Consider the following 22,853-nt stretch of genomic DNA (forward strand, 5'->3'; position numbering starts at 1 on the left):
GTCGTCAGTCGCGCGTCAGCAGGCGCGGGGCAAGCTCTTTGAGAGCGCGTCGGTACACTTCGCGCTTGAATGTCACCACCTGGCCCAACGGATACCAATAGCTGACCCAGCGCCAGCCATCGAACTCCGGTTTACCGGTCAAATCCATCCGCACCCGCTGCTCGTTGGAGATCAGGCGCAGGAGAAACCATTTCTGCTTCTGGCCGATGCACAGCGGTTGGCTGTGCGTCCTGACCAGGCGTTGCGGCAAACGATAGCGCAACCAGCCTCGGGTGCAGGCGAGTATTTCGACATCCTCTCGCTCAAGCCCCACTTCTTCATTCAACTCGCGGTACAAGGCCTCTTCCGGCGTCTCCTGGGGGTTGATCCCGCCCTGGGGAAACTGCCAGGCGTCTTGATTGATACGGCGAGCCCATAGCACCTGCCCAGCATCATTCGTAAGAATGATCCCCACATTGGGACGGAAACCATCGGGATCGATCACGGCAACAACCTCGCAAACGCATGTCGCCGCATTGTTCCACAAAGGTTGTGAAAGCAGCAACGAGCGTCCCTAGCTTATGTGCACTCTTGTGAAAAGTCCGTATTCTGGACGCCTTTCTTCAGATTTTTCAGCGAGTAACTGCAATGCGGCTGGCTTTATTCGACTTGGACAACACATTGCTGGGCGGCGACAGTGACCACGCGTGGGGCGATTACCTGTGCGAGCGCGGTTTCCTCGACGCTGTCACGTACAAGGCACGCAACGACGAGTTCTACCAGGATTACCTGGCCGGCAAGCTCGACAACGCCGAGTACCTGAACTTTTGCCTGGAAATCCTCGGCCGCACCGAAATGCACGTGCTGGCCCAGTGGCACCTGGACTACATGCGCGACTGCATCGAGCCGATCGTGTTGCCCCAGGCCATCGAATTGCTGGAAAAGCACCGTGACGCTGGCGACAAGCTGGTGATCATCACCGCCACCAACCGCTTTGTCACCGGGCCGATTGCCGAGCGCCTGGGGGTCGAGACCCTGATCGCCACCGAGTGCGAGATGATCGATGGGCGCTACAGCGGGCGCAGCACGGATGTTCCGTGCTTTCGCGAGGGCAAGGTGACCCGGCTGAACCGTTGGCTGGAAGAGACCGGGCATTCGCTCGACGGCAGCTATTTCTACAGCGACTCGATGAATGACCTGGCGCTGCTGGAGGTGGTGACGCATCCGGTGGCGGTGGATCCGGATCCGAATCTTCGGGCCGAGGCCCAGAAGCGGGGTTGGCCGGTGATTTCGTTGCGCAATTGACTATGGGAGCAAGGCTTGCCCGCGATTGGCATACGTACCTTCGCATCGCGTAAAGCCAATCGCGGGCAAGCCTTGCTCCCACAGAATCGCGAGCAAGCTTTGCTCCCACAGACTGTGTTTTAAACCGGCTTGGCCCCCATCAACCCCGCAATGGCGACAAAGCAGACAACACTGAACAGCGCCAGGGCAAAGGTAAACTTCCCGCTAGCGCCCGGCGCCTTGCGCAATTTGTTCAGTCGCACCAGCAGCCAGAACCCCGCCAGTGTCGCCACGGTGTAGAGCACGCTGGAAGCCAGCAACCAGGTCTGCCCCAGCGACCAGCCAACCTGATGCACCATCCACCAGCCCGTGAAGGGCAGGCTCGCAAGAGCCAGGATCATCACCAGCCAGATGAACATCCGCGGACGTTGCAGCGTGCGCGCCGCCGCCGTGGCATCGCCATTGCGGCGCGTGCGCCAGACCCAGACGGCCAGCCCCAGGGCGCCTGCCAGCAGCAGTACGGTGGCGACGACGTGAGCGATCTTCAGCGCAGTCAATGTTTCCATTGTTGGATTTTCCTTAAGTCTTGCTCACAGCCTAGCCCGGCTTTATCAACCCAGGAACAGTTGATAGGCCGGGTTATCGCTTTCATCCCAGTATGGGTAGCCGATTTCTTCCAGCGCGGCCGGCACCAGATGGCGCTCATCGTGAGGCACTTGCAGTCCGGCGACCACGCGGCCATCGGCCGCGCCATGGTTGCGGTAGTGGAACATCGAGATATTCCAGCGCCCACCCAGCTTGTTGAGGAAGTTGAACAGCGCCCCCGGACGTTCCGGGAACTCGAAGCGCAGCACCACTTCGTCGATGACATGGGCCGCATGCCCGCCGACCATGTGGCGAATATGCAACTTGGCCAGTTCATTGTCGGTCAGGTCCAGCACCGGGAAGCCTTGTTCGGTCAGGCTGGCGATCAGCGCGCTGCGCGGGTCGTTTTCCGGATGGGTCTGCACGCCGACGAAGATGTGCGCTTCGCTGCCGGTGTTGTAGCGATAGTTGAATTCGGTGATCTGGCGCTTGCCGACGGCTTCGCAGAACGCCTTGAAGCTGCCCGGCTTCTCGGGGATGGTCACGGCGATGATCGCTTCGCGGCCCTCGCCCAGTTCGGCGCGTTCGGCAACGTGGCGCAAGCGGTCGAAGTTGACGTTGGCACCGGAGTCGATGGCCACCAGGGTCTGGCCGCTGATGCCCCGTGACTCGACGTACTTCTTGATCCCGGCCACGCCCAGGGCGCCAGCAGGTTCGGTGATCGAGCGGGTATCGTCGTAGATGTCCTTGATCGCGGCGCAGATCTCGTCGGTGCTGACGGTGATCACTTCGTCCACGTAATGCTTGCAGATATCAAAGGTGTGCTGGCCGATCTGCGCCACGGCGACGCCGTCGGCGAACAGCCCCACGGTCGGCAACACCACGCGCTCGCCAGCGGCCATGGCCGCTTGCAGGCAATTGGAATCGTCCGGCTCGACGCCGATGATCTTGATGTCCGGGCGCAGGTATTTCACGTAGGCCGCGATCCCGGCAATCAGCCCGCCACCGCCCACCGGGACGAAGATCGCATCCAGGCGCCCCGGGTGCTGGCGCAGGATTTCCATCGCCACGGTGCCCTGCCCGGCAATGGTGTGGGGATCGTCATACGGGTGGATGTAGACGTAGCCTTTTTCGTCGACCAGTTTCAGCGAATAGGCCAGGGCTTCGGGGAACGAGTCACCGTGCAGCACCACTTTGCCACCGCGCGAACGCACGCCTTCGACCTTGATTTCCGGGGTGGTCTTGGGCATCACGATGGTGGCCTTGACGCCCAGCACCTTGGCCGCCAGGGCCAGGCCTTGGGCGTGGTTGCCCGCCGAAGCCGTGACCACGCCGCGTGCGCGCTCTTCGTCACTGAGCTGGGTCAGCTTGTTGTAGGCCCCGCGAATCTTGAACGAGAACACCGGCTGCAAGTCTTCGCGCTTGAGCAAAATGCTGTTGCCCAGCCGCTCGGAGAGCTGGCGAGCGGTCTGCAGCGGGGTTTCTACGGCAACGTCGTAAACGCGCGAGGTGAGGATCTTTTTGACGTACTGTTCAAGCATCGGAAAGCATCACTGAGCGGGTTGGGCAGGGCCAAGGAGTCTAACCCGGCTTTTAGCTGGGCGACCACACGAATCCCAAGGTTTTGTTGGGTTATACTCGCGCCCCTCTTTACTTCCTGCCCGCTTTCGGAGCCCGCATGACCCAGGATCAACTCAAACAGGCCGTGGCCCAGGCCGCCGTCGACCTCATCCTCCCGAAGCTGGATGACAAGAGCGTCGTCGGGGTTGGCACCGGCTCCACGGCCAATTGCTTCATCGACGCGCTGGCGCAACACAAGGGTGCGTTCGACGGCGCGGTCGCCAGCTCCGAAGCGACCGCCGCGCGCCTCAAGGGCCACGGGATTCCGGTGTACGAGCTCAACACCGTGAGCGACCTGGAGTTCTACATTGACGGTGCCGACGAAAGCGACGCGCACCTGAACCTGATCAAGGGTGGCGGCGCGGCCCTGACTCGCGAGAAGATCGTTGCGGCCGTGGCCAAGACCTTCATCTGCATCGCCGATGCCAGCAAGCTGGTGCCGGTGCTTGGCGCGTTCCCGCTGCCGGTTGAAGTCATTCCCATGGCCCGCAGCCATGTGGCCCGCCAATTGGTGAAGCTGGGCGGCGACCCGGTGTATCGCGAAGGCGTGTTGACCGATAACGGCAACATCATCCTGGACGTGCACAACCTGCAGATCACCAACCCGGTGGAACTGGAAAGCCAGATCAACGCCATCGTTGGCGTGGTCACCAACGGTTTGTTCGCTGCGCGTCCTGCGGATGTGCTGCTGCTGGGGACCCCTGAAGGGGTGAAGACCCTGCGGGCTGAATAAGTCGGCGAAATAACCTGAAGTATTCCCCTGTGGGAGCGAGCCTGCTCGCGATAGCGGTGTGTCAGCCAACATTGATGTGGCGGATAAGCCGCTATCGCGAGCAGGCTCGCTCCCACATTGGGTTCTGTTGTGGATCGAAATAATTGCATCAAGGCTGTGGCTTCTTGAACACGTAGAACAGATTCGGCTCGCTCACCAGATACAGGTTGCCATCGTCGTCCATGGCGAGTCCTTCGGCCTGGGGCACGTTTTTTTGCAAGCCCTGCCGGCCTTTGCTCAACGACAGGGTGCTCAACGGCCGGCCGTTGATATCCAATTCGATAATCAGCCGAGACTCATCGGACAGCGCCAGCAAATGGCCGCTGCGCTCGTCGTATTGCAGGCTTGAAAGGTCGCGCACGAACAGCCCGGCATCGCGCTTGGGGTTGTTGATCACATGGACCGCGTAGGACTTTTCTGGATTGTGGTGGGGAAACCCATGCACTTCATAAATCAGCATCGGGTCGCGTTCCTTCGCCACGAACAGGCGTTTGCCCACTGAGTCGTAGGCCAGCCCTTCGAATCCCTTGTTGCCGCTCATGTGCACGCCGAGGGTCATTTGCTCGGCGTCGGCTGCGTCGAGGAATCGGGTGTCGGCCTCCAGGTGAATCTTGATCAGGCGATGCTGGCGCTCGTCAGTGATGACATAAGTGTCTTCGCTGATGAATTCCACCGCCTCCGGATCGCCAAAGCCGATCAGGGCGATGCGCCGCAGGATCTTGCCGTCCAGCGACAACTCGATCATTTCGGCATTTTGATTGGTGACGGTGAACAGGCTCTTGCGGATCGGATCGAACGTCAGCGCTGAAACATCATCGTCCAGGCCCTCGATCACCTGCGCTTCGACCGTGACCCGGTATTGATCCAGGGCGATGGTTTCTTCGCTGATGGGTTGCCAATAGGTGTTGAGGTTGAACCAGGCGCGCTCGAACAGGCGCAGGTACTGGCCGGCTGCGATCAAGAGAATCAGCACCAGCGTCAGCAGTATCAGGATCAAGGGTTTGGGGCGGGCGAGTCGACGCATGTTGAGGGGCTCGGATGAGAACAGGTGAGTGGAAATACCACGGCTGCCTGAACTGAAACTTAATGGCTGTGTGCCACACCCTACAACGAAGGAAGACTAATCCTACATAGTTAGTGCTGTCAGCGCTGTTTTTCGAAACGATAGAACAGGTTCGGTTCGCTGACCATGTACAGGTTGCCGGCCTCATCGACGGTGACGCCTTCGGCACGAGGGATCGTATCTTTCAAGCCGTTGAAACCGCCCAGCAAGGTCATGAAGCTGACCTGCTCACCTTTTTCGTCCAGTTCCAGCAGCAGATGGGAGTCGGCCGAAAGCACCAGCATGTGACCGGTTCGCGGGTCGATCGCCAATGCCGAGAGGTTGCGCAGGTCCAGTTCATTGCTAGCATGGATCTGCTTGTCGCCCTTGAGCAGCTGGCTGCCATCGCTTTTCCAGGTAAACAGCGCCGGCGGGCGTTCCTCTCCGAGCGCCAGTTGCTGGTTGCGTGGATCCCAGATGACTCCTTCGAACCCTTTGTTCTGGTTTTCTGAGGCCCCCAGGTCGTAGTGAGGGAAGTCAGTGCTGTTGAGCTCGCGTGTGTTGGCATCCACCTGGACGATCGAGAGCGTGTGACGGCGTTCGTCGGTAATCGCCAACAGGCCATTGGGCATATAGGCCACGCCCTCGGGATTGCTCCAACCCACCAAGGGCATCTTGCGCAGCACATCGCCTTGAAGGCTCAGTTCCACCAGGAACGGGCGCTTGCCCATGACCGCGAACAGGGTCTTGGTCTGGGGGTTGTAGGCCACATCGGACGCTTCGTCCTCCTCCATGCCTGGTAGCGGCTTGGCGTCGATCACGGTGTGGTAGTCCGGCAGCCAGATACTCACCTGGCGTTGAGCCGGGCTCTGGAGGTGTTCCGATAGCCAAAGCAGGCCGCGGTCGTCCCAGTGCATCGCGAACGCCAGGCCGTAGGCAGCGGCCACTGCCAGCAGCGACCAGGCATACCTGGGCCAAGGGAGGGCGAAGCTAGGGCGACGGGCAGGTTTGGCGGCTGGCAGTGCTTGGGTTGTGGCCATCGGGGAATGCGTTCCAGAAAATTCGGCGAGTGGAATGGCTAGCTCAGACGCCCCATTCCCTGGAATTATCCGGATGGCATGTGAAAAAAACGGTAAATGGTGGGACGGGCCTCCATCCGCCCCCTGTGGGAGCGAGCTTGCTCGCGATAGCGGTGTGTCAGCCAACATCAATGTTGGATGTGATGGCTTTCATCGCGAGCAAGCTCGCTCCCACAGGGGGGCACAGGTTCTGCGTTTAGCGAACGCTGCTTTCGAAGCGGCTCGCCCCCGGCAACTCCAGTACCAGTTCATCGCCTGCATTCAACGGCCCGACGCCCGCCGGGGTGCCGGTGAGGATCACGTCGCCGGCCTGCAGCGAGAAGCAGCCGGCCATGTACTGGATCATCGGCACGATGGGGTTGAGCATCAGGCTGCTGTTGCCGTCCTGGCGCACTTCACCGTTGATGGTCAGGCGAACAGGGATGTCGGTCAGGTCGGCAAAAGTGCCGCTCGACACGAACGGTGCGATCACCGCCGCGCCGTCAAAGGACTTGGCAACCTCCCACGGCAGGCCCTTGGCCTTGAGCTCGGCCTGTTTGTCCCGCAAGGTCAGGTCCAGGGCCGGGGCGAAACCGGAGATGGCGTCCAGCACTTCTTCGACGCTCGGGCGGGGCGACAGCGGCTTGCCGATCAGTACGGCGATTTCCGCCTCGTAGTGCACCGAGCCGCGGTCGGCCGGAATACTGAAACCGCCTTCCAGCGGCACCACGCAACTGCCCGGCTTGATGAACAGCAAGGGTTCGGTGGGTACCGGGTTATCCAGTTCCTTTGCATGTTCGGCGTAGTTACGGCCAATACACACCACTTTCCCGACCGGGAAATGAATACGTGTACCGTCGACATACTGGTGCTGATAGCTCATTACCGACTCCTGCTTCTGGGGTTCATCAGGTGTTTTTAGGCGTCAAACCGCGAAAATCTTGCCCGGGTTCATGATGCCGTTCGGGTCGAATACCGCCTTCACCGCTTTCATGTACTCGATTTCCACTGGCGAACGACTATAGGTCAGGTAGTCGCGCTTGGTCATGCCCACGCCGTGTTCGGCGGAAATCGAGCCGTTGTATTTCTCGACGGTTTCAAAGACCCATTTGTTCACGGTCGCGCACTTGGCGAAGAACTCATCCTTGCTCAGGTTTTCCGGCTTGAGGATGTTCAGGTGCAGGTTGCCGTCGCCGATGTGGCCGAACCAGACGATTTCGAAATCCGGGTAGTGCTCGCCGACGATCGCGTCGATTTCCCGCAAGAAACCCGGAACCTTGGAGACGGTCACCGAGATGTCGTTCTTGTAAGGCGTCCAGTGGGAGATGGTTTCGGAGATGTATTCGCGCAGCTTCCACAGGTTCTGCAGTTGGGTTTCGCTCTGGCTCATCACGCCGTCCAGCACCCAGCCTTGCTCCACGCAATGCTCGAAGGTTTCCAGGGCGTGGTTGGCGACTTCTTCGGTGGTGGCTTCGAATTCCAGCAGGGCGTAGAACGGGCACTCGGTTTCAAACGGTGCTGGCACGTCGCCGCGACCGAGGACCTTGGCCAGGGCTTTGTCGGAGAAAAATTCGAAGGCGGTCAGGTCCAGTTTGCCCTGGAAGGCGTGCAGCACCGGCATGATCGAGTCGAAGTCCGGCGTGCCGAGCACCATGGCGGTGAGGTTTTTCGGTGCGCGGTCCAGGCGCATGGTGGCCTCGACCACGAAGCCCAAAGTGCCTTCGGCGCCGATGAACAGTTGCCGCAAGTCGTAGCCGGTGGCGTTCTTGATCAGGTCCTTGTTCAGCTCCAGCAGGTCACCCTTGCCGGTGACGACCTTCATGCCCGCCACCCAGTTGCGGGTCATGCCGTAGCGAATGACCTTGATCCCGCCGGCATTGGTGCCGATATTGCCGCCAATCTGACTTGAACCTGCCGAAGCGAAGTCTACCGGGTAATACAGGCCATGTTCTTCGGCCTTGTTCTGCAGTTGTTCGGTGACCACGCCAGGCTGGCAGACCGCGGTGCGGTCGGTGAGGTTCACGTCGAGCACCTGGTTCATGTAGTCGAACGACACGACCACTTCGCCGTTGGCCGCCACGGCCGCGGCGGAAAGCCCGGTACGCCCGCCCGAAGGCACCAGCGCGATTTTGTGCGCGTTGGCCCAGCGCACGATGGCCTGGACCTGTTCGGTGGTCTTGGGAAAGACGATGGCCGAAGGCGCAGGGGCAAAATGCTTGGTCCAATCCTTGCCGTAAGCGTTCAGGGAGTCGGCATCGGTCAAGACCTTGCCAGGCTCAACCAGGGTCTTCAGCTCATCTATCACGGCAGGATTGGTCATCGACAGAACTCTCGAACAATTCATGGTCATCCTGAGAACGCTTCACGTCGCAGGAATGAGTGTTTAGCGGGGTGCATATGCTAGCATACCGACCCCGCAGCGTAGTGCCCAACGGCTGTTCTGCGGCGACGGCTGTCACGCCGGTCGGGCCAGCATGCGCTGTCCGATTCCCTGCCATTTTTCTCCGGGACACAGGTTTACGCAGATGAGCAAGACTTCTCTCGATAAGAGCAAGATCAAGTTCCTTCTTCTCGAAGGCGTCCACCAATCGGCTGTCGACGTCCTCAAGTCGGCGGGCTACACCAGCATCGAGTACATCACCAGTTCTCTGCCGGAAGCCCAGCTCAAGGAAAAGATCGCCGATGCTCACTTCATCGGCATTCGCTCCCGTACCCAATTGACCGAAGAGATCTTCGACCACGCCAAGAAACTGGTGGCGGTCGGCTGCTTCTGCATCGGCACCAACCAGGTTGACCTCAACGCGGCGCGCGAGCGCGGTATCGCGGTGTTCAACGCGCCGTACTCCAACACCCGTTCCGTTGCCGAGCTGGTGCTGGCCGAAGCGATCCTGCTGCTGCGCGGCATCCCTGAGAAGAACGCTTCCTGCCACCGTGGTGGCTGGATCAAGAGCGCGGCCAACTCCTTCGAAATCCGCGGCAAGAAGCTGGGTATCGTCGGCTACGGCTCGATCGGCACCCAGTTGTCGGTACTGGCTGAAGGCCTTGGCATGCAGGTGTTCTTCTACGACACCGTGACCAAGCTGCCCCTGGGCAACGCCACCCAGGTCAACAACCTGCACGAGTTGCTGGGCATGTCCGACATCGTGACCCTGCACGTGCCGGAAACCGCTGCCACCCAGTGGATGATCGGCGAGAAGGAAATCCGCGCCATCAAGAAGGGCGGGATCCTGATCAACGCCGCGCGTGGCACCGTGGTCAAGCTCGACGCCCTGGCCGACGCGATCAAGGACAAGCACCTGATCGGCGCCGCCATCGACGTGTTCCCGGTGGAGCCACGCTCCAACGACGACATCTTCGAAAGCCCGCTGCGTGGCCTGGACAATGTGATCCTGACCCCGCACATCGGCGGTTCCACCGCTGAAGCCCAGGCCAACATCGGTCTGGAAGTGGCGGAAAAGCTGGTCAAGTACAGCGACAACGGTACTTCGGTATCGTCCGTGAACTTCCCGGAAGTGGCCCTGCCGGCACACCCTGGCAAGCACCGTTTGCTGCACATCCACGAAAACATCCCGGGTGTGATGAGCGAGATCAACAAGGTCTTCGCGGAAAACGGCATCAACATTTCCGGTCAGTTCCTGCAGACCAACGAGAAAGTCGGCTACGTCGTGATCGACGTCGACGCCGAATACTCGGACCTGGCGCAAGAGAAGCTGCAGCACATCAACGGCACTATTCGTTGCCGCGTGCTGTTCTAAGCAGGCCTGGCTTGCAATAAAAAACGGGAGCCCCAAAAGGGCTCCCGTTTTTTTGCCTGACACAACATCAAAACCCTGTGGGAGCGGCGGTGTGTCGGCCAGGGCTGTTACTTCACATCCACCGTGATTTTCTCGGACACGATCGACGGATCGAACGGCATATGGCCGCTGTCGCCCAGGATCAATTGCAGGGTGTGCTTGCCCGGGGTCAGTTTGATGGTGGCTTCGGTTTGTGCCTTGCCGAAGTGCATGTGATGCGCGTCGGTCGGAATCGGCGCGCCGGCGGCAGGCAGTTTGTCGGCATCGATGAGCAAATGGTGATGGCCAGTATTCTTGGTCATATCGCCCGCCGGAGCCAGGGCGATGTTCTTGACGCCGAACTTGACCTTGAACTCTTGGGCGACGGTGGCGCCGTCTGCCGGGGAAACGATGAACACTTCTGCACCTTTGGGCGCCGGGGTCGCGGCGCTTGCCAGCATCGAAGCGCCCAACAACAGGCCGGCCAACGCGGCACGAGACATAAAGCTTTTCATTTTTTTCTCCAGTTTTTCCATGAAATCCGCCTGGCCATGACAACTTCATGACCAATCGTTGTCGAAGCCTGCAACAACCATAGCAAAGCGAGCCTGAAACGAGCGTCGCTTGTAAAAATACAAAGGAGTGACCATGCGCTTTCTGCCTGGCCTGATTTGCCTGCTACCCCTTTTGAGCCCCCTGGCTCATGCCGAACTGATCGATGACATCAATGACCGTGGCGAACTGCGCATTGCCCTCGAGGCCAACACCGCGCCCTTCAACTTCAAGGAAGACGGCAAACTCACCGGTTTCGAAGTGGAACTGGGCGAAATGCTTGCCGGTGAGCTCGATGTACGCCCCGACTTCGTGGTCACCGATGCCGCGGATCTGCTGCCTGGAGTGGAGAGCGGCAAGTACGACGTTGCCATCAACCACATAGCAATGACCCCGGAACTGGCGGAACGTTTCGACCTCAGTGCGGCTTACAGCCAACCGGATGCACAACTGCTGGCGAGCAAGGATGAGACGCCACGCCCGTTGGTCATGGCGCAGTCGTTCCAGCCGGAAAAAAAGAGCGGCCCGCCGCCGAGCCTGGTGATTCCGTTCCAGAAGGGCAACCCGGCGTTCAAGGCCAGCCTGGACAACGCCCTGACACGTATCAAGGATGACGGGCGGTTGGAGCAGTTATCGCAGAAGTGGTTGGGCAAGCAGGAGTGAAGCCGTTCAGGTGATGAGGCCTGACATCAATCTTCATTGGCCGATAGACCGCCATCGCGAGCAAGCTCGCTCCCACATTGGATCTGCGGTTGCTCACAGATCATGAGTCCACCGCTGATCGAGTGTGGGAGCGAGCTTGCTCGCGATGGCGTCTTCAAATGCTAAGCAGGTTTACGCCAGACACTCGCCAACCAAGGCTGTTGCTCCCGCGGCAGGCCCGCTGGTCGGTAGTAATGTTCCAGTTCCACGAAGCCTGCGTCGCCAAGCAGCGTGCGCCACGCCGCGAGGTCGTGGTAAGCGCCGAAGCGCTGGCCGTTCCAGCCCTCCTGGTTTTCGCCCCGTGGGTTTGAGCTGAACAGCACGCCGCCGGGCTTGAGGGTGGCGTGCAGTTGTTTGAGCACCCGAGGCAGTTCCTGGACGGGCACGTGAAACAGCACCGCGTTGGCGAAAATGCCGTCAAAGCGTCCGGCCGGCAGGTCGAGTTCCAGGAAGTCCTGTTGCCACACTTCGCAACCGCTGTCCTGGCGCGCCATCCGGGCAAACTCTTCTGAGCCGTCGAGGCCGACCGCCACATGGCCCAGGCCGGTAAACGTGCGCAAGTCGCGCCCCGGGCCGCAGCCGAAGTCCAGGATGTGCAGCGGTGCCTGGCCCTGGATATGGCGCAGCAAGGCGTCGATGTTCTGGCTCACATCGTGATCGCGGGTGCCTTCGCGAAAGCTTTCTGCCACGGCGTTGTAATGGCCCAGGGTCGTGGCGGTGATGGCGTGCAGGTCTTCGGTGGTGTGCTTCATGATTGGGGGCTTGAGTGGGGAGCGTCAGCCGACTATACCGCAAGATCATTGGTCTACCTGTGGGAGCAAAGCTTGCTCGCGATGCGGTCGTCCAGCTGGCATCCATGTTGGATGGAATTCTGCTATCGCGAGCAAGCTTTGCTCCCACAGGTCAACTGCTCTCCCCGGTCAGCGCTTGTTCAAGCCCCGCGCCAGGCGGTCACCACTCAATTGGATAACAGCGACCAACGCCACCAGCAAAACGATCACCGTGAGCATGATCTGGCTGTCGAATCGCTGGTAGCCGTACCGGTAGGCGATGTCGCCCAGGCCGCCGGCGCCGATCGCGCCGGCCATGGCCGAAGAGTTGATCATGGTCACCAAGGTGATGGTAAAACCGCCGACGATGCCCGGCAGGGCTTCGGGCAGCAGCACATGCCAGACAATGTGCCAGCGCCGGCAACCCATGGCCTGGGCCGCTTCGATCAGGCCATGGTCGACCTCCCGCAGGCTGACTTCGGCGATGCGGGCAAAGAACGGTGTGGCGGCGATGGTCAGCGGTACTACCGCTGCCCACACGCCATAGGTGGTGCCGACGATGAGCCGGGTGAACGGGATCAGCGCCACCATCAGAATCAGGAACGGTATCGAGCGAAACAGGTTCACGAACGCGCCCAGGGCCCGGTTCAAGGCCGGCGCTTCATAGATCCCGTCCTTGCCGCTGGTCACCAGGATCACCGCCAGCGGGATGCCCGCCAACAGCGCGATCAGCGACGACACGCCGACCATCAGGAACGTGTCGATGAAACCCTGCAACAACCGATCAAACCACATAACCCAGCACCTCCACCCGTTGGGCCCAATTGCCCGCCCGTTGCCGCAGTTCCTCGGCGCCCCACGACGAACCGCTCACGGCCAGCAGCAATTGCCCCAGCCCGTGGCCTTGAATTCGCTCGATGCCGCCGTGCAGCAGCCGCACCCGTCCACCGAGGGCGCTGAACAAGGCGGCGAGATCCGGCTCTTCACGATCGATGCCGGTGAATTGCAGGCGTAGCACAGTGGCGGCATCCGCCGATGCCGGCTGCGCCTGCAAGCGGCTTTGCAGCTCTTCCGGTATCGCGTGTTGCAACGGTGCCAGCAGTGTTCGACTGACCTCGTGTTGCGGGTTGCCAAACACTTCCCAGACCGGCCCCTGCTCGACGACTCGCCCTTGCTCGAGCACCACCACCCGGTCGCAGACTTCGCGAATCACCGCCATTTCATGGGTGATCAACACGATGGTCAGGCCCAGCCGCTGGTTGATTTCGCGCAGCAGGCCGAGGATCGATTGAGTGGTCTCCGGGTCCAGGGCCGAGGTGGCTTCATCGCACAACAAAATCTGCGGGTCATGCACCAGCGCCCGGGCAATCCCCACCCGCTGTTTCTGCCCACCCGAAAGTTGCGCCGGATAGGCCTTGTGCTTGCCTTGCAGACCGACCAGTTCCAGCAGCTCGCGAACTTTGCGCTGGCGTTGCTCCTTGGGCACACCGGCGACTTTCAGCGGCAGCTCGACGTTCTGCCACACGGTCTTGGCCGACATCAGGTTGAAGTGCTGGAAGATCATGCCGATGCGCCGACGCAGTTCCACCAGGCGGTCTTCATCGAACTCGCCGATGTCTATCTGATCGATCAACACCCGGCCACTGGTGGGTTGTTCGAGGCGGTTGATGGTGCGGATCAGCGACGACTTGCCGGCGCCGCTGCGGCCGATGATGCCGAACACCTCGCCGCGCTGGATCGCCAGGTCGATGTCTTGCAGCGCGGCCACCGGACCCTGGGCACCGTTATAGGTCTTGCCCAGGCCGATGAAGCGCACATGAGCACGGTTGAGCTCGGGATGCAGTTCGGTCTGCCCGGCGCTCTGGAGCGTGGGGGCTTCGTGTCGGAGTCGAGCGTTGACGGCGTTCATGTCAGCTTTCCCAGCCGGCTTGGTAGAGCTTGCCGTGGGCCTTGTCCAGGGCGGCGCGCACGGCTGGCGAGTGTTGGTAGATGTCGACGAACTTGATCAATCGTGGATCGTTCTTGCTCTTGGGCTGGATCACGAACTGAATCACGTATTCCTTGTGATCGAGGCCGTCGAACAGCAAGGCAGAGCTGGCATCGAAGGTCTTGGCCAGGCGGATGTAGGCGGGATAACCCTGCACCAGGTCGGCATCTTCATAAGCGCGCACCAACTGCACGGCTTCGACCTGCAGGATCTTGAGTTTCTTCGGGTTGGCGACGATGTCGTCTTCAGTGGCCTTGTAGCCGACGCCCGGCTTGAGACTGATCAGCCCGGCCTTGGCCAACAGTTGCAGGCCGCGACCGCTGTTGATCGGGTCGTTGGCAATGGCGACGCTGGCGCCTTCTGGCAGCTCGTCGAAGCTTTTGTATTTTTTCGAATAGAGGCCGACGTTGTTGATGATCCCCGGCGCAAAGGGCACCAGATCGAACCCGGCGGCGGCCTTGGCATTTTCCAGGAACGGGATGTGCTGGAAGTAATTCACGTCGATATCGCCGGAGGCCAGGCTGACGTTGGGCGCGATCCAGTCGCTGAACTCCACCAACTCGACCTTCAAGCCTTGCTTGCCGGCTTCTTCGACGGCCGCCTCCAGGGGAATGGCGAACGCGGCGGTGGTGCCGATTTTCAACGGCGCATCGGCGGCAAACAGCGCCGAGCTGAACAGGCCGAGGGCCAGGGCCAGGGTTTTGACTGGCAGGGTCAGGAAGTGCTTGGTCATGTCGGGTATTCCAGTCATTGATGGATGAGTCACAGGGTCAGTGCCGGTAGGTCGAGCCAGTGTGTTGTTCGGGTAGGTGAGCCTCTGCGTGAAACAGTTTTTCGCGCAGGGTGCCGTTGTCGTATTTGGTCTTGTACGAGCCGCGTCTCTGCAACTCGGGGATCACCAGGTCGATGAAGTCCACGTAGCTTTGCGGCGTAACGATGCGGGTCAGGTTGAAGCCATCGAGGCCGGTTTCGGCGATCCAGGACTCCAGCTCGTCGGCCACTTGCTCGGGTGAACCCACCACCGTGATGTAGCGACCGCCCAGGGCGTGTTGCTCCAGCAATTTGCGCCGGGTCCAGTCGTTGTTCTGCAAGGTCTTGGTGGCGGACTGGATGGCGTTGCTCTTCACGTACTGGATCGGTTCGTCCAGTTCGTACTGGGAAAAATCGATCCCCGTCGACGCGGAAAAATGCGCCACCCCGGCCTCGGCGCTGGCGTAGCCCAGGTACTCGGCATGCTTGGCCCAGGCGGCCGCTTCGGTCTCGCCGACAATCACGTTCAGGCCCATGAACACCTTGATGTCCTCGGGGTTGCGCCCGGCCTCTAGGGCGCTGGCGCGGACCTTGTCCACCTGAGCCTTGGTCGCCGGTTTGTTCTGGCCGCTGATGAATACGCACTCGGCATGCCTCCCGGCGAACAGCAGGCCGCGCTCGGAACTGCCGGCCTGGAACAGCACTGGCGTGCGCTGGGGCGAGGGTTCGCAGAGGTGATAGCCCTCGACCTGGTAGAACTCGCCCTGGTGCCGGACCTTGTGCACTTTCTCTGGCCGGGCATAGATCCGCTGCTCGCGGTCGTTGAGCACCGCGTCGTTTTCCCAACTGCTCTCCCACAGTTTGTAGAGCACTTGCAGGTATTCGTCGGCCTGGTCGTAGCGGCGGTCATGCTCGACCTGCGCCGTCAGGCCCATGGCCTTGGCGGCACTGTCCAGGTAGCCGGTGACGATGTTCCAGCCGACCCGACCACGACTCAGGTGGTCGAGGGTGCTCATGCGTCGGGCGAACAGGTAGGGCGGTTCGTAGGTCAGGTTGGCGGTGAGGCCGAAGCCGAGGTTTTTCGTCACGGCAGCCATCGCGGACACCAGCAGCAACGGGTCGTTGACTGGTAGCTGGATCGACTCCTTGAGCGTGACGTCCACTGATTGTTGATAGACGTCGTAGACGCCGACGATGTCGGCGATGAACAACCCGTCGAACAATCCGCGCTCAAGCAATTGCGCCAGGGCGGTCCAGTATTCGATCGTATTGAACTGGGTCGACGTGTCCTGAGGGTGGGTCCACAGGCCGTGATTGATGTGCCCGATGCAGTTCATGTTGAACGCGTTGAGCAGGATCTTTTTCTTGCCGGCCGCCATCAGATAGTCCCTCGCAGCGGCGGTTTTTCATCGTTGAGGTAGAAGTTGCCCACCGCGTGGTATTTCCAGCGCACCGGGTCATGCAGGGTGTGCACCCGGGCGTTGCGCCAGTGGCGGTCTAGGCCATGTTCGGCCAGGGTCGCCTGGCTGCCGGCCAATTCGAACAGCGTGCTGCTGGCGGCCAGGGAAATTTCGGTGCTGATGGCACGGGCTTCGGCCACGGCAATCGAGGCGGCGGCGACTGTGTCGGCCTGAGTGTCGGCCTGGGCCCGGTCGAGAAACTCACCGGCGCGTTCCAACAGGGCTTCGGCGGCATGCAGGCGGATGCTCAGTTGGCCGAAACTCTTGAGGGTGTGTGGGTCGTCGGTGGCGACGTCGCTGGTGGCGTCGATCCAGGGGCGGGTTTTATTGCGGACAAAATGCAGGGCGTCTTCGTAGGCGGCGCGGGCGATGCCGGTGTCGATGGCGGCGTGAAGAATCTGCGCCAGCGGCCCGACCGGCGTCGGGCGTTCGAAGGCGCTCTGGAAGGGCACGATGTCTTGAGCGTCGACATAGACGTCTTCGAACACCACCGAACCACTGCCCGTGGTGCGCTGGCCGAAACCGCTCCAGTCGTCGATCACTGACAGGCCTTGGCTGTTGCGAGGGACGAACGCCAGTTGTTGCACGCCGTTTTCGTCCACCACCGATGTAGGGATGCGCTGGGCGTAGATCGCGCCCGTGGCGTAGAACTTGCGACCGTTGATGCGATAGCCCTCGCCCTCGCGGCGCAGTTGGGTGATGCGGTCATGGGCAGTCTTGGTGCCGAGCTCCGCCAACGCATTGCCAAAACGTTGGCCGGCCAGGACTTCGGCATACAGGCGTTGTTTTTGCGCTTCGCTGCCGTTTACCCGCAGTACTTCCAGGGCGTAGAAATGATTTTGTGGGATCTGCCCCAGCGAGCCGTCGGCCTGAGAAATCAGCGCAATGACCTTGGCCAGCGTGACGTTGGAAACACCGGCGCCGCCGTAGGCCTTGGGCACGCTGATGCCCCACAGGCCCGAGCGGGAGAAGGCCTCCAGTTCCGGGTACGGCAAGCGGCGCTCGCGGTCGCGCAGGGCGCTGTCGCGCTTGAAGTCATCGGCCAGGTCGCTGGCCACGATCAGGGCTTGTTCATCGCTGGTGATCACCGCGACGTGTTGAGAAAACGTCATGTACTGCTCCAGAGGTCGGGTCGTCAGATCCAGGAATGGCGGGCTGGCAAGGTGCCGTTCAGGTGGTAGGCGCCTACCGCGTGATACTTCCAGCGCACCGGGTCGTGCAGGGTGTGGACCCGTGCGTTGCGCCAGTGACGGTCGAGGTTGAATTCGGCGAGGGTGGCGCGGCTGCCGGCCAGCTCGAAGAGTTTTTCGCTGGCTTGCAGGGCGATCTCGGTGGTGAGCACCTTGGCCTCGGCCACGGCAATCGAGGCGCGGGCGGCCGATTGCGCCGTGATGGGGGCGGCACTGACCTGGTCCAACACCTGTCCGGCCTTGCGCAGCAAAGCTTCGGCGGCGTGCAGTTCGATTTTCAGTTTGCCAATGTCGGCGATCACGTAGAGGTCGTCACTGGCTCGGTCGACCTTGGCATCGATCCAGGGTCGGGCCCGCTCGCGAACGAAGGCGATGGCGTCGTCGATGGCACCACGGGCGATCCCCGCATCGATGGCGGCCTGGATCAGTTGGGAAATCGCGCCTTGCACACCGGGCGTTTCGTTGATACGCCAGTTATCCAGGACCAAGTCGGCATCCACCCGCACATTGTTCAGCAGCACGGTGCCGCTGGCGGTGGTGCGTTGGCCGAACCCTGACCAGTCGTCGACGATCCGCAGGCCCGGGGTGCCGCGCCGCACGAACGCCAGCACCTGGCGGCCTTCGTCATTCAACGCCTTGACCGCGACCCAATGAGCAAACAGCGCGCCGGTGGAGTAGAACTTCTGACCATTGATGACAAACCCGTCACCGTCAGCGGTAATCCGAGCCTTGAGTTCAAGGGTATTGCGAGTGCCGCGTTCCGGCCCGGCGTTGCCGATGCGCCAGCCTTCGAGCACGCTCTGCAAGAGGATTTTTTTCTGCCGTTCGGTGCCGGTGCCGAGAATCAGTTGGAGCACGCCGAACTGGTTTTGCGGGATCTGCCCGAGGGCCGGGTCAGCGGCGGAAATAATCGCGAACACGTCGGCCAGGGTGACGAACGAAACCTGTGGGCCGCCGTATGCCCGGGGAATGGCGATGCTGCCCAGCCCGCTGCGGGTGAATTGCTCGATTTCTGCCCAGGGCAGCTTGCGTTGCTGATCACGACGCGCGGCCTGCTGACGGGCGACCTGCGCCAGTTCATGGGCAGCTTTGATGGCCTCGGCATCGTTGCGCAACACCTGTGCAGGCAACAACAGCGGTGCGATGTCCAGGTCGCTCTGGACTTTTGCTTGCGCCAGATCCGACATTACAGCCACTCCGTGGCTGCAGGCAGTGCCTGGGCGTATTGCACTGGGGTGATTGTGTTTCGTTCCATACCCACCTCACATCTCAAGAAACGCCGCGATGAAGGCGGCGAGCGAAAATCAAGAATGTCCGGTGGTCCGGTGTATATACCCTAAGCGTGTATAAATTATTTTTGAACTAACTTTTAGGAATATATATAGGTTGGTTTTAAATTGAGGGCCGTATGCTCGCTTAGGAGCGAAGCAGCTTTTGTGGCGAGGGAGCTTGCTCCCGCTGGGTTGCGCAGCGACCCTTCTTTGTTTGCCAGTGGGTGCTAGGCACCCAAGCGGGAGCAAGCTCCCTCGCCACAAAAGCATGCTTGCCGCATGAGTATTTGCATCAGGGCTCTCGGCGGCGCGTTTCGGCGGCCATGAGCGGCTGTTTCGGTGCAGTGTTCAGGTACGGATTGGCGCAACCGATCTTCAACGTCCGTGGCGGTGCCCAGTGGGAGTTGTTGCCCACGCGGTCGAGGATGCAGTAGGTCACTTCCAGGCGCAGGTCTTCTCCTGCCTCCAGGATGATCTGCGGCGGGACCCAGATATTGATTGGTTGGCCGACCTCGCTGGCGGTAACCGCCGGCAAGTCCATGCGCACATCGCCCCAGCGCAGGGTCACGGCATCGCCGGCGGCCATGTTCAGGTAGGGTTCGATGGTCAGCGGTACGCCGCGCTTGATCTGGTTGGGGTTCACCCCTTGGCGTCGGATAGTGCCGGGGATGCGCACTGGCGTCAGGCCCTGGTTTTCATCGCCGCTCAGGGCCGACGGCTGCCCGCCGGGGCAATCGAGCTTCGCGTGTACCCGTTGCTTGGCGGATAGCGCCGGCCCACGTCCGACTTGCATCACCCGATAGTGAATGTGCGAGGCTCCATCGGCGATGAAACTCTCCGGGACCCGCAGGATGATGCTGTCTTGCACATCGGTCTGCGACAGCAAGCGCGAGCCGACGTAGCAGTTGTCCCAGAACAGTTCGATCAGGTCACCTGCGTCCATGCCCGGGTAGGGCGCAATGGCAACCTCCAGGTGAGCGGCGTTGGCGATATTGATGCCGGTAGGGTGGGCATTGGCCAGGGTGGGGGCGGCCAGTTCAGGACTCTTCGACTTACATGTCATGGTGTTCTCCTTGATGCTTGAAAACTAAGTCCGTTTCGGAAAGATCAACGGCGATGGCTGATCGCGACATATTTTTATGTGTGCAGCCATATAGGTTGGCTGTGCTTGGTCACTGTGCAGAACATAAATAATGTGCATCGCCTGTTGGACACTAGTATTTGTGATACAGGGCACTAGATAAGGGCTCAATAGTTTCAGTGTCAATAGAGGCACTTGCTTAATAATTCATTGTGAAAGGCTTCAGAAACGTCCTACGCATGAATGTTAAGAATGCTCGGCGTCACAGGCCCTTTTCCTAAGCTCGCCGGTTTATTAAAAGGCTCGAAAGAGCGTCTTTAGACTAAAGAGGAGGGGGGGGTGGGCCGCAGGGAAGTGTTGCGAGGGTGTGTCCATGCCGCACATAAAACGCTCGCGGATATTGAGTGGGGCGCAAGTTTCAAGTTGTTTCTTTATAGCGAAGTTGATGGCAGTGTTGTGTTGAGTGTGTGGCAGTGGTCCCACTTCCATCCCTGGAAGTGATGACACTCACCATAACTTACTGGGCGCCATGTCCGGCCGAGAGGAACTTGCTGAGGAACTGTCGCGTGCGTTCTTCCTTGGGCGCTGCAAACAAGGCCTTGGCTTCGCCTTGTTCGACGATCACACCTTTGTCGAAAAACACCACGCGGTTGGCCACATCCCGGGCGAAGCCCATTTCGTGGGTCACGATGACCATGGTGCGTTTTTCTTCGGCCAAGCCACGAATGGTTGCCAGCACCTCGCCCACCAGCTCCGGATCGAGGGCCGAGGTCGGCTCGTCGAACAGGATCACCGCCGGTTCCATCGCCAACGCCCGGGCAATCGCCACGCGCTGTTGCTGGCCGCCGGAAAGGCGTCGTGGATAGGCGTCTTCCTTGCCGGCCAAGCCGACCTTGGCCAAGAGCTTGCGCCCTAGGGCTTCGGCTTCGGCACGAGGAATTTTCTTCACCACCTGCGGGCCTTCAGTGACATTTTCCAATGCGGTGCGATGGGGAAACAGGTTGAAGTTCTGGAACACGAAGCCCACCTGCTGGCGCAAACGACGCACCAGGCCCTGTTGCTGGTTCAGCGGGCGACTGCCATCGATCTCGATGTCGCCGACCTTGATCCGGCCGCTGTTGGGCTCTTCGAGGAAGTTCAAGCAGCGCAGGAAGGTGGTCTTGCCCGAGCCGCTGGGGCCGATGATCGCAACCACTTCACCTTCTTCGATCTTCAAGTCGATGCCGTTGAGCACCACCTGACCCTTGAACTGCTTTGTCAGTTTTTCCACGACAATCATGGGTCAGGACTCCTGGTCATGCCGATTGACCCGGGCTTCCAGGACGTTCTGCAGGTGCGAGAGCACGCTGGCCAGAACCCAATAGATCAGCGCGGCGGCAAGGTACATGGTGAAGATTTCGAAGGTTCGTGCGGTGATCAACTGCGCTTGGCGGAACAGCTCCGGTACCTGGATGGTCGCCGCCAGCGCGGTGTCCTTGACCAGGGAAATGAAGCTGTTGCCCAACGGTGGCAGGGCCGTGCGTGCGGCTTGCGGCAGGATGGCCCGGCGCAGGGTCTGGGCGCGGGTCATGCCGATGCTTGCCGCCGCTTCCCACTGGCCACGCTCGATGGAACTGATGGCGGCCCGCAGGATTTCACACGCGTAGGCGGCCATGTTCAGCGAGAAACCGATCAGGGCCGCCGGTAGTGGATCCAGCTCGATGCCCAGTTGTGGCAACCCGTAATAGATCACGAACAACTGCACCAGCAACGGCGTGCCGCGAAAGAACGACACGTAGATGCGGGCGATCCAGTTCACCAGTTTGAAGCGCGACAGGCGCATCAGCGCCAGGCCGAACCCCAGCAGCAAGCCGAAAAACATGCCGCCCAGGCTGAGGATGACCGTGTAATACGCGCCCTTGAGCAGGAAGGGCGCGGAGTCCAGTGCGAGTTGAAGAGCTGCTTCCATTATTGGGTAACGTCAGCGCTGAAGTATTTTTCCGAAAGCTTTTTCAGCGTACCGTCGGCGCGCAGTTTTTCGATGGCCTTGTTCACTGCTGCCAACAGCTCAGGCTCGCCTTTGCGCAGGGCAATACCGGACTCCTGGCGCGAAAAGGCTTCGCTGGTGACGGTGGTGTCCTTGGCTTTCTTGGCGTATTCCAGAGCGGCCAGGCGGTCGATCAGGATGGTGTCGATACGACCGACGCGCAGGTCCTGGAACTTGGTAGGGTCGTCATCGTAGGTTTTGACTTGGGCGCCCGGTACTTCTGCCTTGACCCACTGTTCGTAGTTGGTGCCCAGGCCCACGCCGACTTTTTTACCGTCCAGGTCGGCGGCCTTCTTGATGTTCAATTCGTCGGCTTTCTTGGTCAGCACCAGCGCTTGAATCCCGGAAACGGTGTACGGCTCGGAGAAATCGTACTTTTTCTTACGCTCCTCGGAGATGGTCACCTGGTTCACCACTGCGTCCAGACGCTTGGATTCCAAAGCCGCGAGGATGCCGGCCCATGGGGTCGTCTGCAGCTTGACCTTCACACCCAGCTCCTTGGCCAGGGCTTCGGAGAACTCCACTTCGAAGCCGGTCAGTTTGCCGCTCTCATCAACGAAACTGAACGGTGGATAAGTGCCTTCCAAGCCGATCTTGATTTCGCCGGCGTCCTTGATCTTCTGCAGTTGCTCACCGGCAACCGCTTGCCCCAACAAGCCGGCGCTCAATGCCAGGCCCAGCGAACCTACCAACAGGTTGCGACGTAATGCGGAAAAATTCATGACAAGCCCCTGTGTTTTCTTATGAAGAGGTTATTTTGGCTGAGATAAGGCGTAGCCGCGATCTGAAAAGATTGCCACATCCTGCCTTAAAGCAGCTTGGGCGTCTCGCGGCAAATGCGCCTGCGGCGAGACTATAGGATGGGTTTTATAGATTGGAAAATAATATTAAATCATCCACATATTCCAATATGTAATGGGATTCTTCTGTGGGAGCGAGCCTGCTCGCGAT

The 22,853-nt window shown here is 60.5% G+C and carries 23 protein-coding genes; 4 read left to right on the top strand and 19 right to left on the bottom strand.

Annotation, left to right across the window (positions count from 1 at the left end; genetic code table 11):
* Positions 1–4 precede the first annotated feature (4 nt).
* Positions 5–484 carry an RNA pyrophosphohydrolase gene (locus HU749_RS02175; RefSeq protein WP_003186867.1) on the bottom strand — a complete coding sequence of 160 codons (480 nt, stop codon included), beginning with the start codon at positions 482–484 and terminating at the stop codon, positions 5–7.
* Positions 485–627: 143 nt separating this feature from the next.
* Between HU749_RS02175 and HU749_RS02180 the strand changes: the two genes are divergently transcribed.
* Positions 628–1,284 carry a histidinol-phosphatase gene (locus HU749_RS02180; RefSeq protein ID WP_046065246.1) on the top strand — a complete coding sequence of 219 codons (657 nt, stop codon included), beginning with the start codon at positions 628–630 and terminating at the stop codon, positions 1,282–1,284.
* 119 nt (positions 1,285–1,403) lie between these two features.
* On the opposite strand, the gene HU749_RS02185 is transcribed toward HU749_RS02180, so the two are convergent.
* Positions 1,404–1,829 carry a DUF2269 family protein gene (locus HU749_RS02185; protein ID WP_095974117.1) on the bottom strand — a complete coding sequence of 142 codons (426 nt, stop codon included), beginning with the start codon at positions 1,827–1,829 and terminating at the stop codon, positions 1,404–1,406.
* Between the two features lie 45 nt (positions 1,830–1,874).
* Positions 1,875–3,389: a threonine ammonia-lyase, biosynthetic gene (gene ilvA / locus HU749_RS02190; protein ID WP_003196635.1), complete on the bottom strand. Its 1,515-nt coding sequence runs from the start codon at positions 3,387–3,389 to the stop codon at positions 1,875–1,877.
* A gap of 137 nt (positions 3,390–3,526) precedes the next feature.
* On the opposite strand from ilvA, the gene rpiA reads away from it, so the two are divergent.
* Positions 3,527–4,201, top strand: coding sequence for a ribose-5-phosphate isomerase RpiA (gene rpiA, locus HU749_RS02195; RefSeq protein ID WP_014336005.1), 675 nt, complete (start codon positions 3,527–3,529; stop codon positions 4,199–4,201).
* A gap of 148 nt (positions 4,202–4,349) precedes the next feature.
* On the opposite strand, the gene HU749_RS02200 is transcribed toward rpiA, so the two are convergent.
* From HU749_RS02200 to HU749_RS02215, 4 genes are all read right to left on the bottom strand, one after another.
* Positions 4,350–5,264 carry an SdiA-regulated domain-containing protein gene (locus tag HU749_RS02200; RefSeq protein WP_079301489.1) on the bottom strand — a complete coding sequence of 305 codons (915 nt, stop codon included), beginning with the start codon at positions 5,262–5,264 and terminating at the stop codon, positions 4,350–4,352.
* Positions 5,265–5,383: 119 nt separating this feature from the next.
* Entirely contained in the window at positions 5,384–6,322 is a 939-nt protein-coding gene (locus HU749_RS02205; protein ID WP_079301488.1) for an SdiA-regulated domain-containing protein, read from the bottom strand.
* A gap of 235 nt (positions 6,323–6,557) precedes the next feature.
* On the bottom strand, positions 6,558–7,223 hold the full coding sequence (locus HU749_RS02210) for a fumarylacetoacetate hydrolase family protein (RefSeq protein ID WP_014336008.1): 666 nt from the start codon (positions 7,221–7,223) through the stop codon (positions 6,558–6,560).
* A 42-nt stretch (positions 7,224–7,265) separates the two neighbouring features.
* Positions 7,266–8,660, bottom strand: coding sequence for a D-2-hydroxyglutarate dehydrogenase (locus tag HU749_RS02215; RefSeq protein WP_041475654.1), 1,395 nt, complete (start codon positions 8,658–8,660; stop codon positions 7,266–7,268).
* A 205-nt stretch (positions 8,661–8,865) separates the two neighbouring features.
* Here HU749_RS02215 and serA point away from each other — a divergent pair, with 205 nt between their 5' ends.
* Positions 8,866–10,095, top strand: coding sequence for a phosphoglycerate dehydrogenase (gene serA, locus HU749_RS02220; RefSeq protein WP_003186856.1), 1,230 nt, complete (start codon positions 8,866–8,868; stop codon positions 10,093–10,095).
* Positions 10,096–10,202: 107 nt separating this feature from the next.
* Here serA and HU749_RS02225 read toward each other — a convergent pair whose 3' ends face one another.
* Positions 10,203–10,628 (bottom strand): DUF4399 domain-containing protein, encoded by a 426-nt coding sequence (locus HU749_RS02225; RefSeq protein WP_186651462.1) that lies wholly within the window; start codon positions 10,626–10,628, stop codon positions 10,203–10,205.
* A 133-nt stretch (positions 10,629–10,761) separates the two neighbouring features.
* On the opposite strand from HU749_RS02225, the gene HU749_RS02230 reads away from it, so the two are divergent.
* Positions 10,762–11,328, top strand: a complete 567-nt coding sequence (locus HU749_RS02230) for a transporter substrate-binding domain-containing protein (RefSeq protein WP_079301484.1) — start codon at positions 10,762–10,764, stop codon at positions 11,326–11,328.
* Between the two features lie 161 nt (positions 11,329–11,489).
* Here HU749_RS02230 and HU749_RS02235 read toward each other — a convergent pair whose 3' ends face one another.
* The 11 genes from HU749_RS02235 to tcyJ all read right to left on the bottom strand — a co-directional run bounded on the left by HU749_RS02235 (position 11,490) and on the right by tcyJ (position 22,624).
* A complete protein-coding gene (locus HU749_RS02235; RefSeq protein WP_186651460.1) occupies positions 11,490–12,119 on the bottom strand; it encodes a class I SAM-dependent methyltransferase in 630 nt (209 codons plus the stop codon).
* 168 nt (positions 12,120–12,287) lie between these two features.
* Positions 12,288–12,932, bottom strand: coding sequence for a methionine ABC transporter permease (locus tag HU749_RS02240; RefSeq protein ID WP_186651458.1), 645 nt, complete (start codon positions 12,930–12,932; stop codon positions 12,288–12,290).
* Positions 12,922–14,046, bottom strand: coding sequence for a methionine ABC transporter ATP-binding protein (locus HU749_RS02245; RefSeq protein WP_186651456.1), 1,125 nt, complete (start codon positions 14,044–14,046; stop codon positions 12,922–12,924). The genes HU749_RS02240 and HU749_RS02245 overlap by 11 nt, the downstream gene beginning before the upstream one ends.
* A 1-nt stretch (position 14,047) precedes the next feature.
* Positions 14,048–14,857 (bottom strand): MetQ/NlpA family ABC transporter substrate-binding protein, encoded by an 810-nt coding sequence (locus HU749_RS02250; RefSeq protein WP_046065254.1) that lies wholly within the window; start codon positions 14,855–14,857, stop codon positions 14,048–14,050.
* A gap of 37 nt (positions 14,858–14,894) precedes the next feature.
* Positions 14,895–16,253, bottom strand: a complete 1,359-nt coding sequence (locus tag HU749_RS02255) for an LLM class flavin-dependent oxidoreductase (RefSeq protein ID WP_186651454.1) — start codon at positions 16,251–16,253, stop codon at positions 14,895–14,897.
* A complete protein-coding gene (locus HU749_RS02260) occupies positions 16,253–17,446 on the bottom strand; it encodes an SfnB family sulfur acquisition oxidoreductase (RefSeq protein WP_186651452.1) in 1,194 nt (397 codons plus the stop codon). The genes HU749_RS02255 and HU749_RS02260 overlap by 1 nt, the downstream gene beginning before the upstream one ends.
* 23 nt (positions 17,447–17,469) lie before the next feature.
* Complete coding sequence (locus tag HU749_RS02265; RefSeq protein ID WP_095974112.1) at positions 17,470–18,711, bottom strand: SfnB family sulfur acquisition oxidoreductase; 1,242 nt, start codon at positions 18,709–18,711, stop codon at positions 17,470–17,472.
* A 376-nt stretch (positions 18,712–19,087) separates the two neighbouring features.
* Positions 19,088–19,858, bottom strand: a complete 771-nt coding sequence (locus HU749_RS02270; protein ID WP_186651450.1) for a hypothetical protein — start codon at positions 19,856–19,858, stop codon at positions 19,088–19,090.
* Between the two features lie 535 nt (positions 19,859–20,393).
* Positions 20,394–21,155 carry an L-cystine ABC transporter ATP-binding protein TcyN gene (tcyN, locus tag HU749_RS02275; protein ID WP_186651447.1) on the bottom strand — a complete coding sequence of 254 codons (762 nt, stop codon included), beginning with the start codon at positions 21,153–21,155 and terminating at the stop codon, positions 20,394–20,396.
* Between the two features lie 3 nt (positions 21,156–21,158).
* On the bottom strand, positions 21,159–21,824 hold the full coding sequence (gene tcyL, locus HU749_RS02280; protein ID WP_014336021.1) for a cystine ABC transporter permease: 666 nt from the start codon (positions 21,822–21,824) through the stop codon (positions 21,159–21,161).
* Positions 21,824–22,624 (bottom strand): cystine ABC transporter substrate-binding protein, encoded by an 801-nt coding sequence (gene tcyJ / locus HU749_RS02285; protein WP_027911796.1) that lies wholly within the window; start codon positions 22,622–22,624, stop codon positions 21,824–21,826. Before tcyJ ends, tcyL begins: the two co-directional genes overlap by 1 nt.
* Between the last annotated feature and the right edge of the window lie 229 nt (positions 22,625–22,853).

Source organism: Pseudomonas ogarae (assembly GCF_014268695.2).
Classification (GTDB): Bacteria; Pseudomonadota; Gammaproteobacteria; order Pseudomonadales; family Pseudomonadaceae; genus Aquipseudomonas; species Aquipseudomonas kilonensis.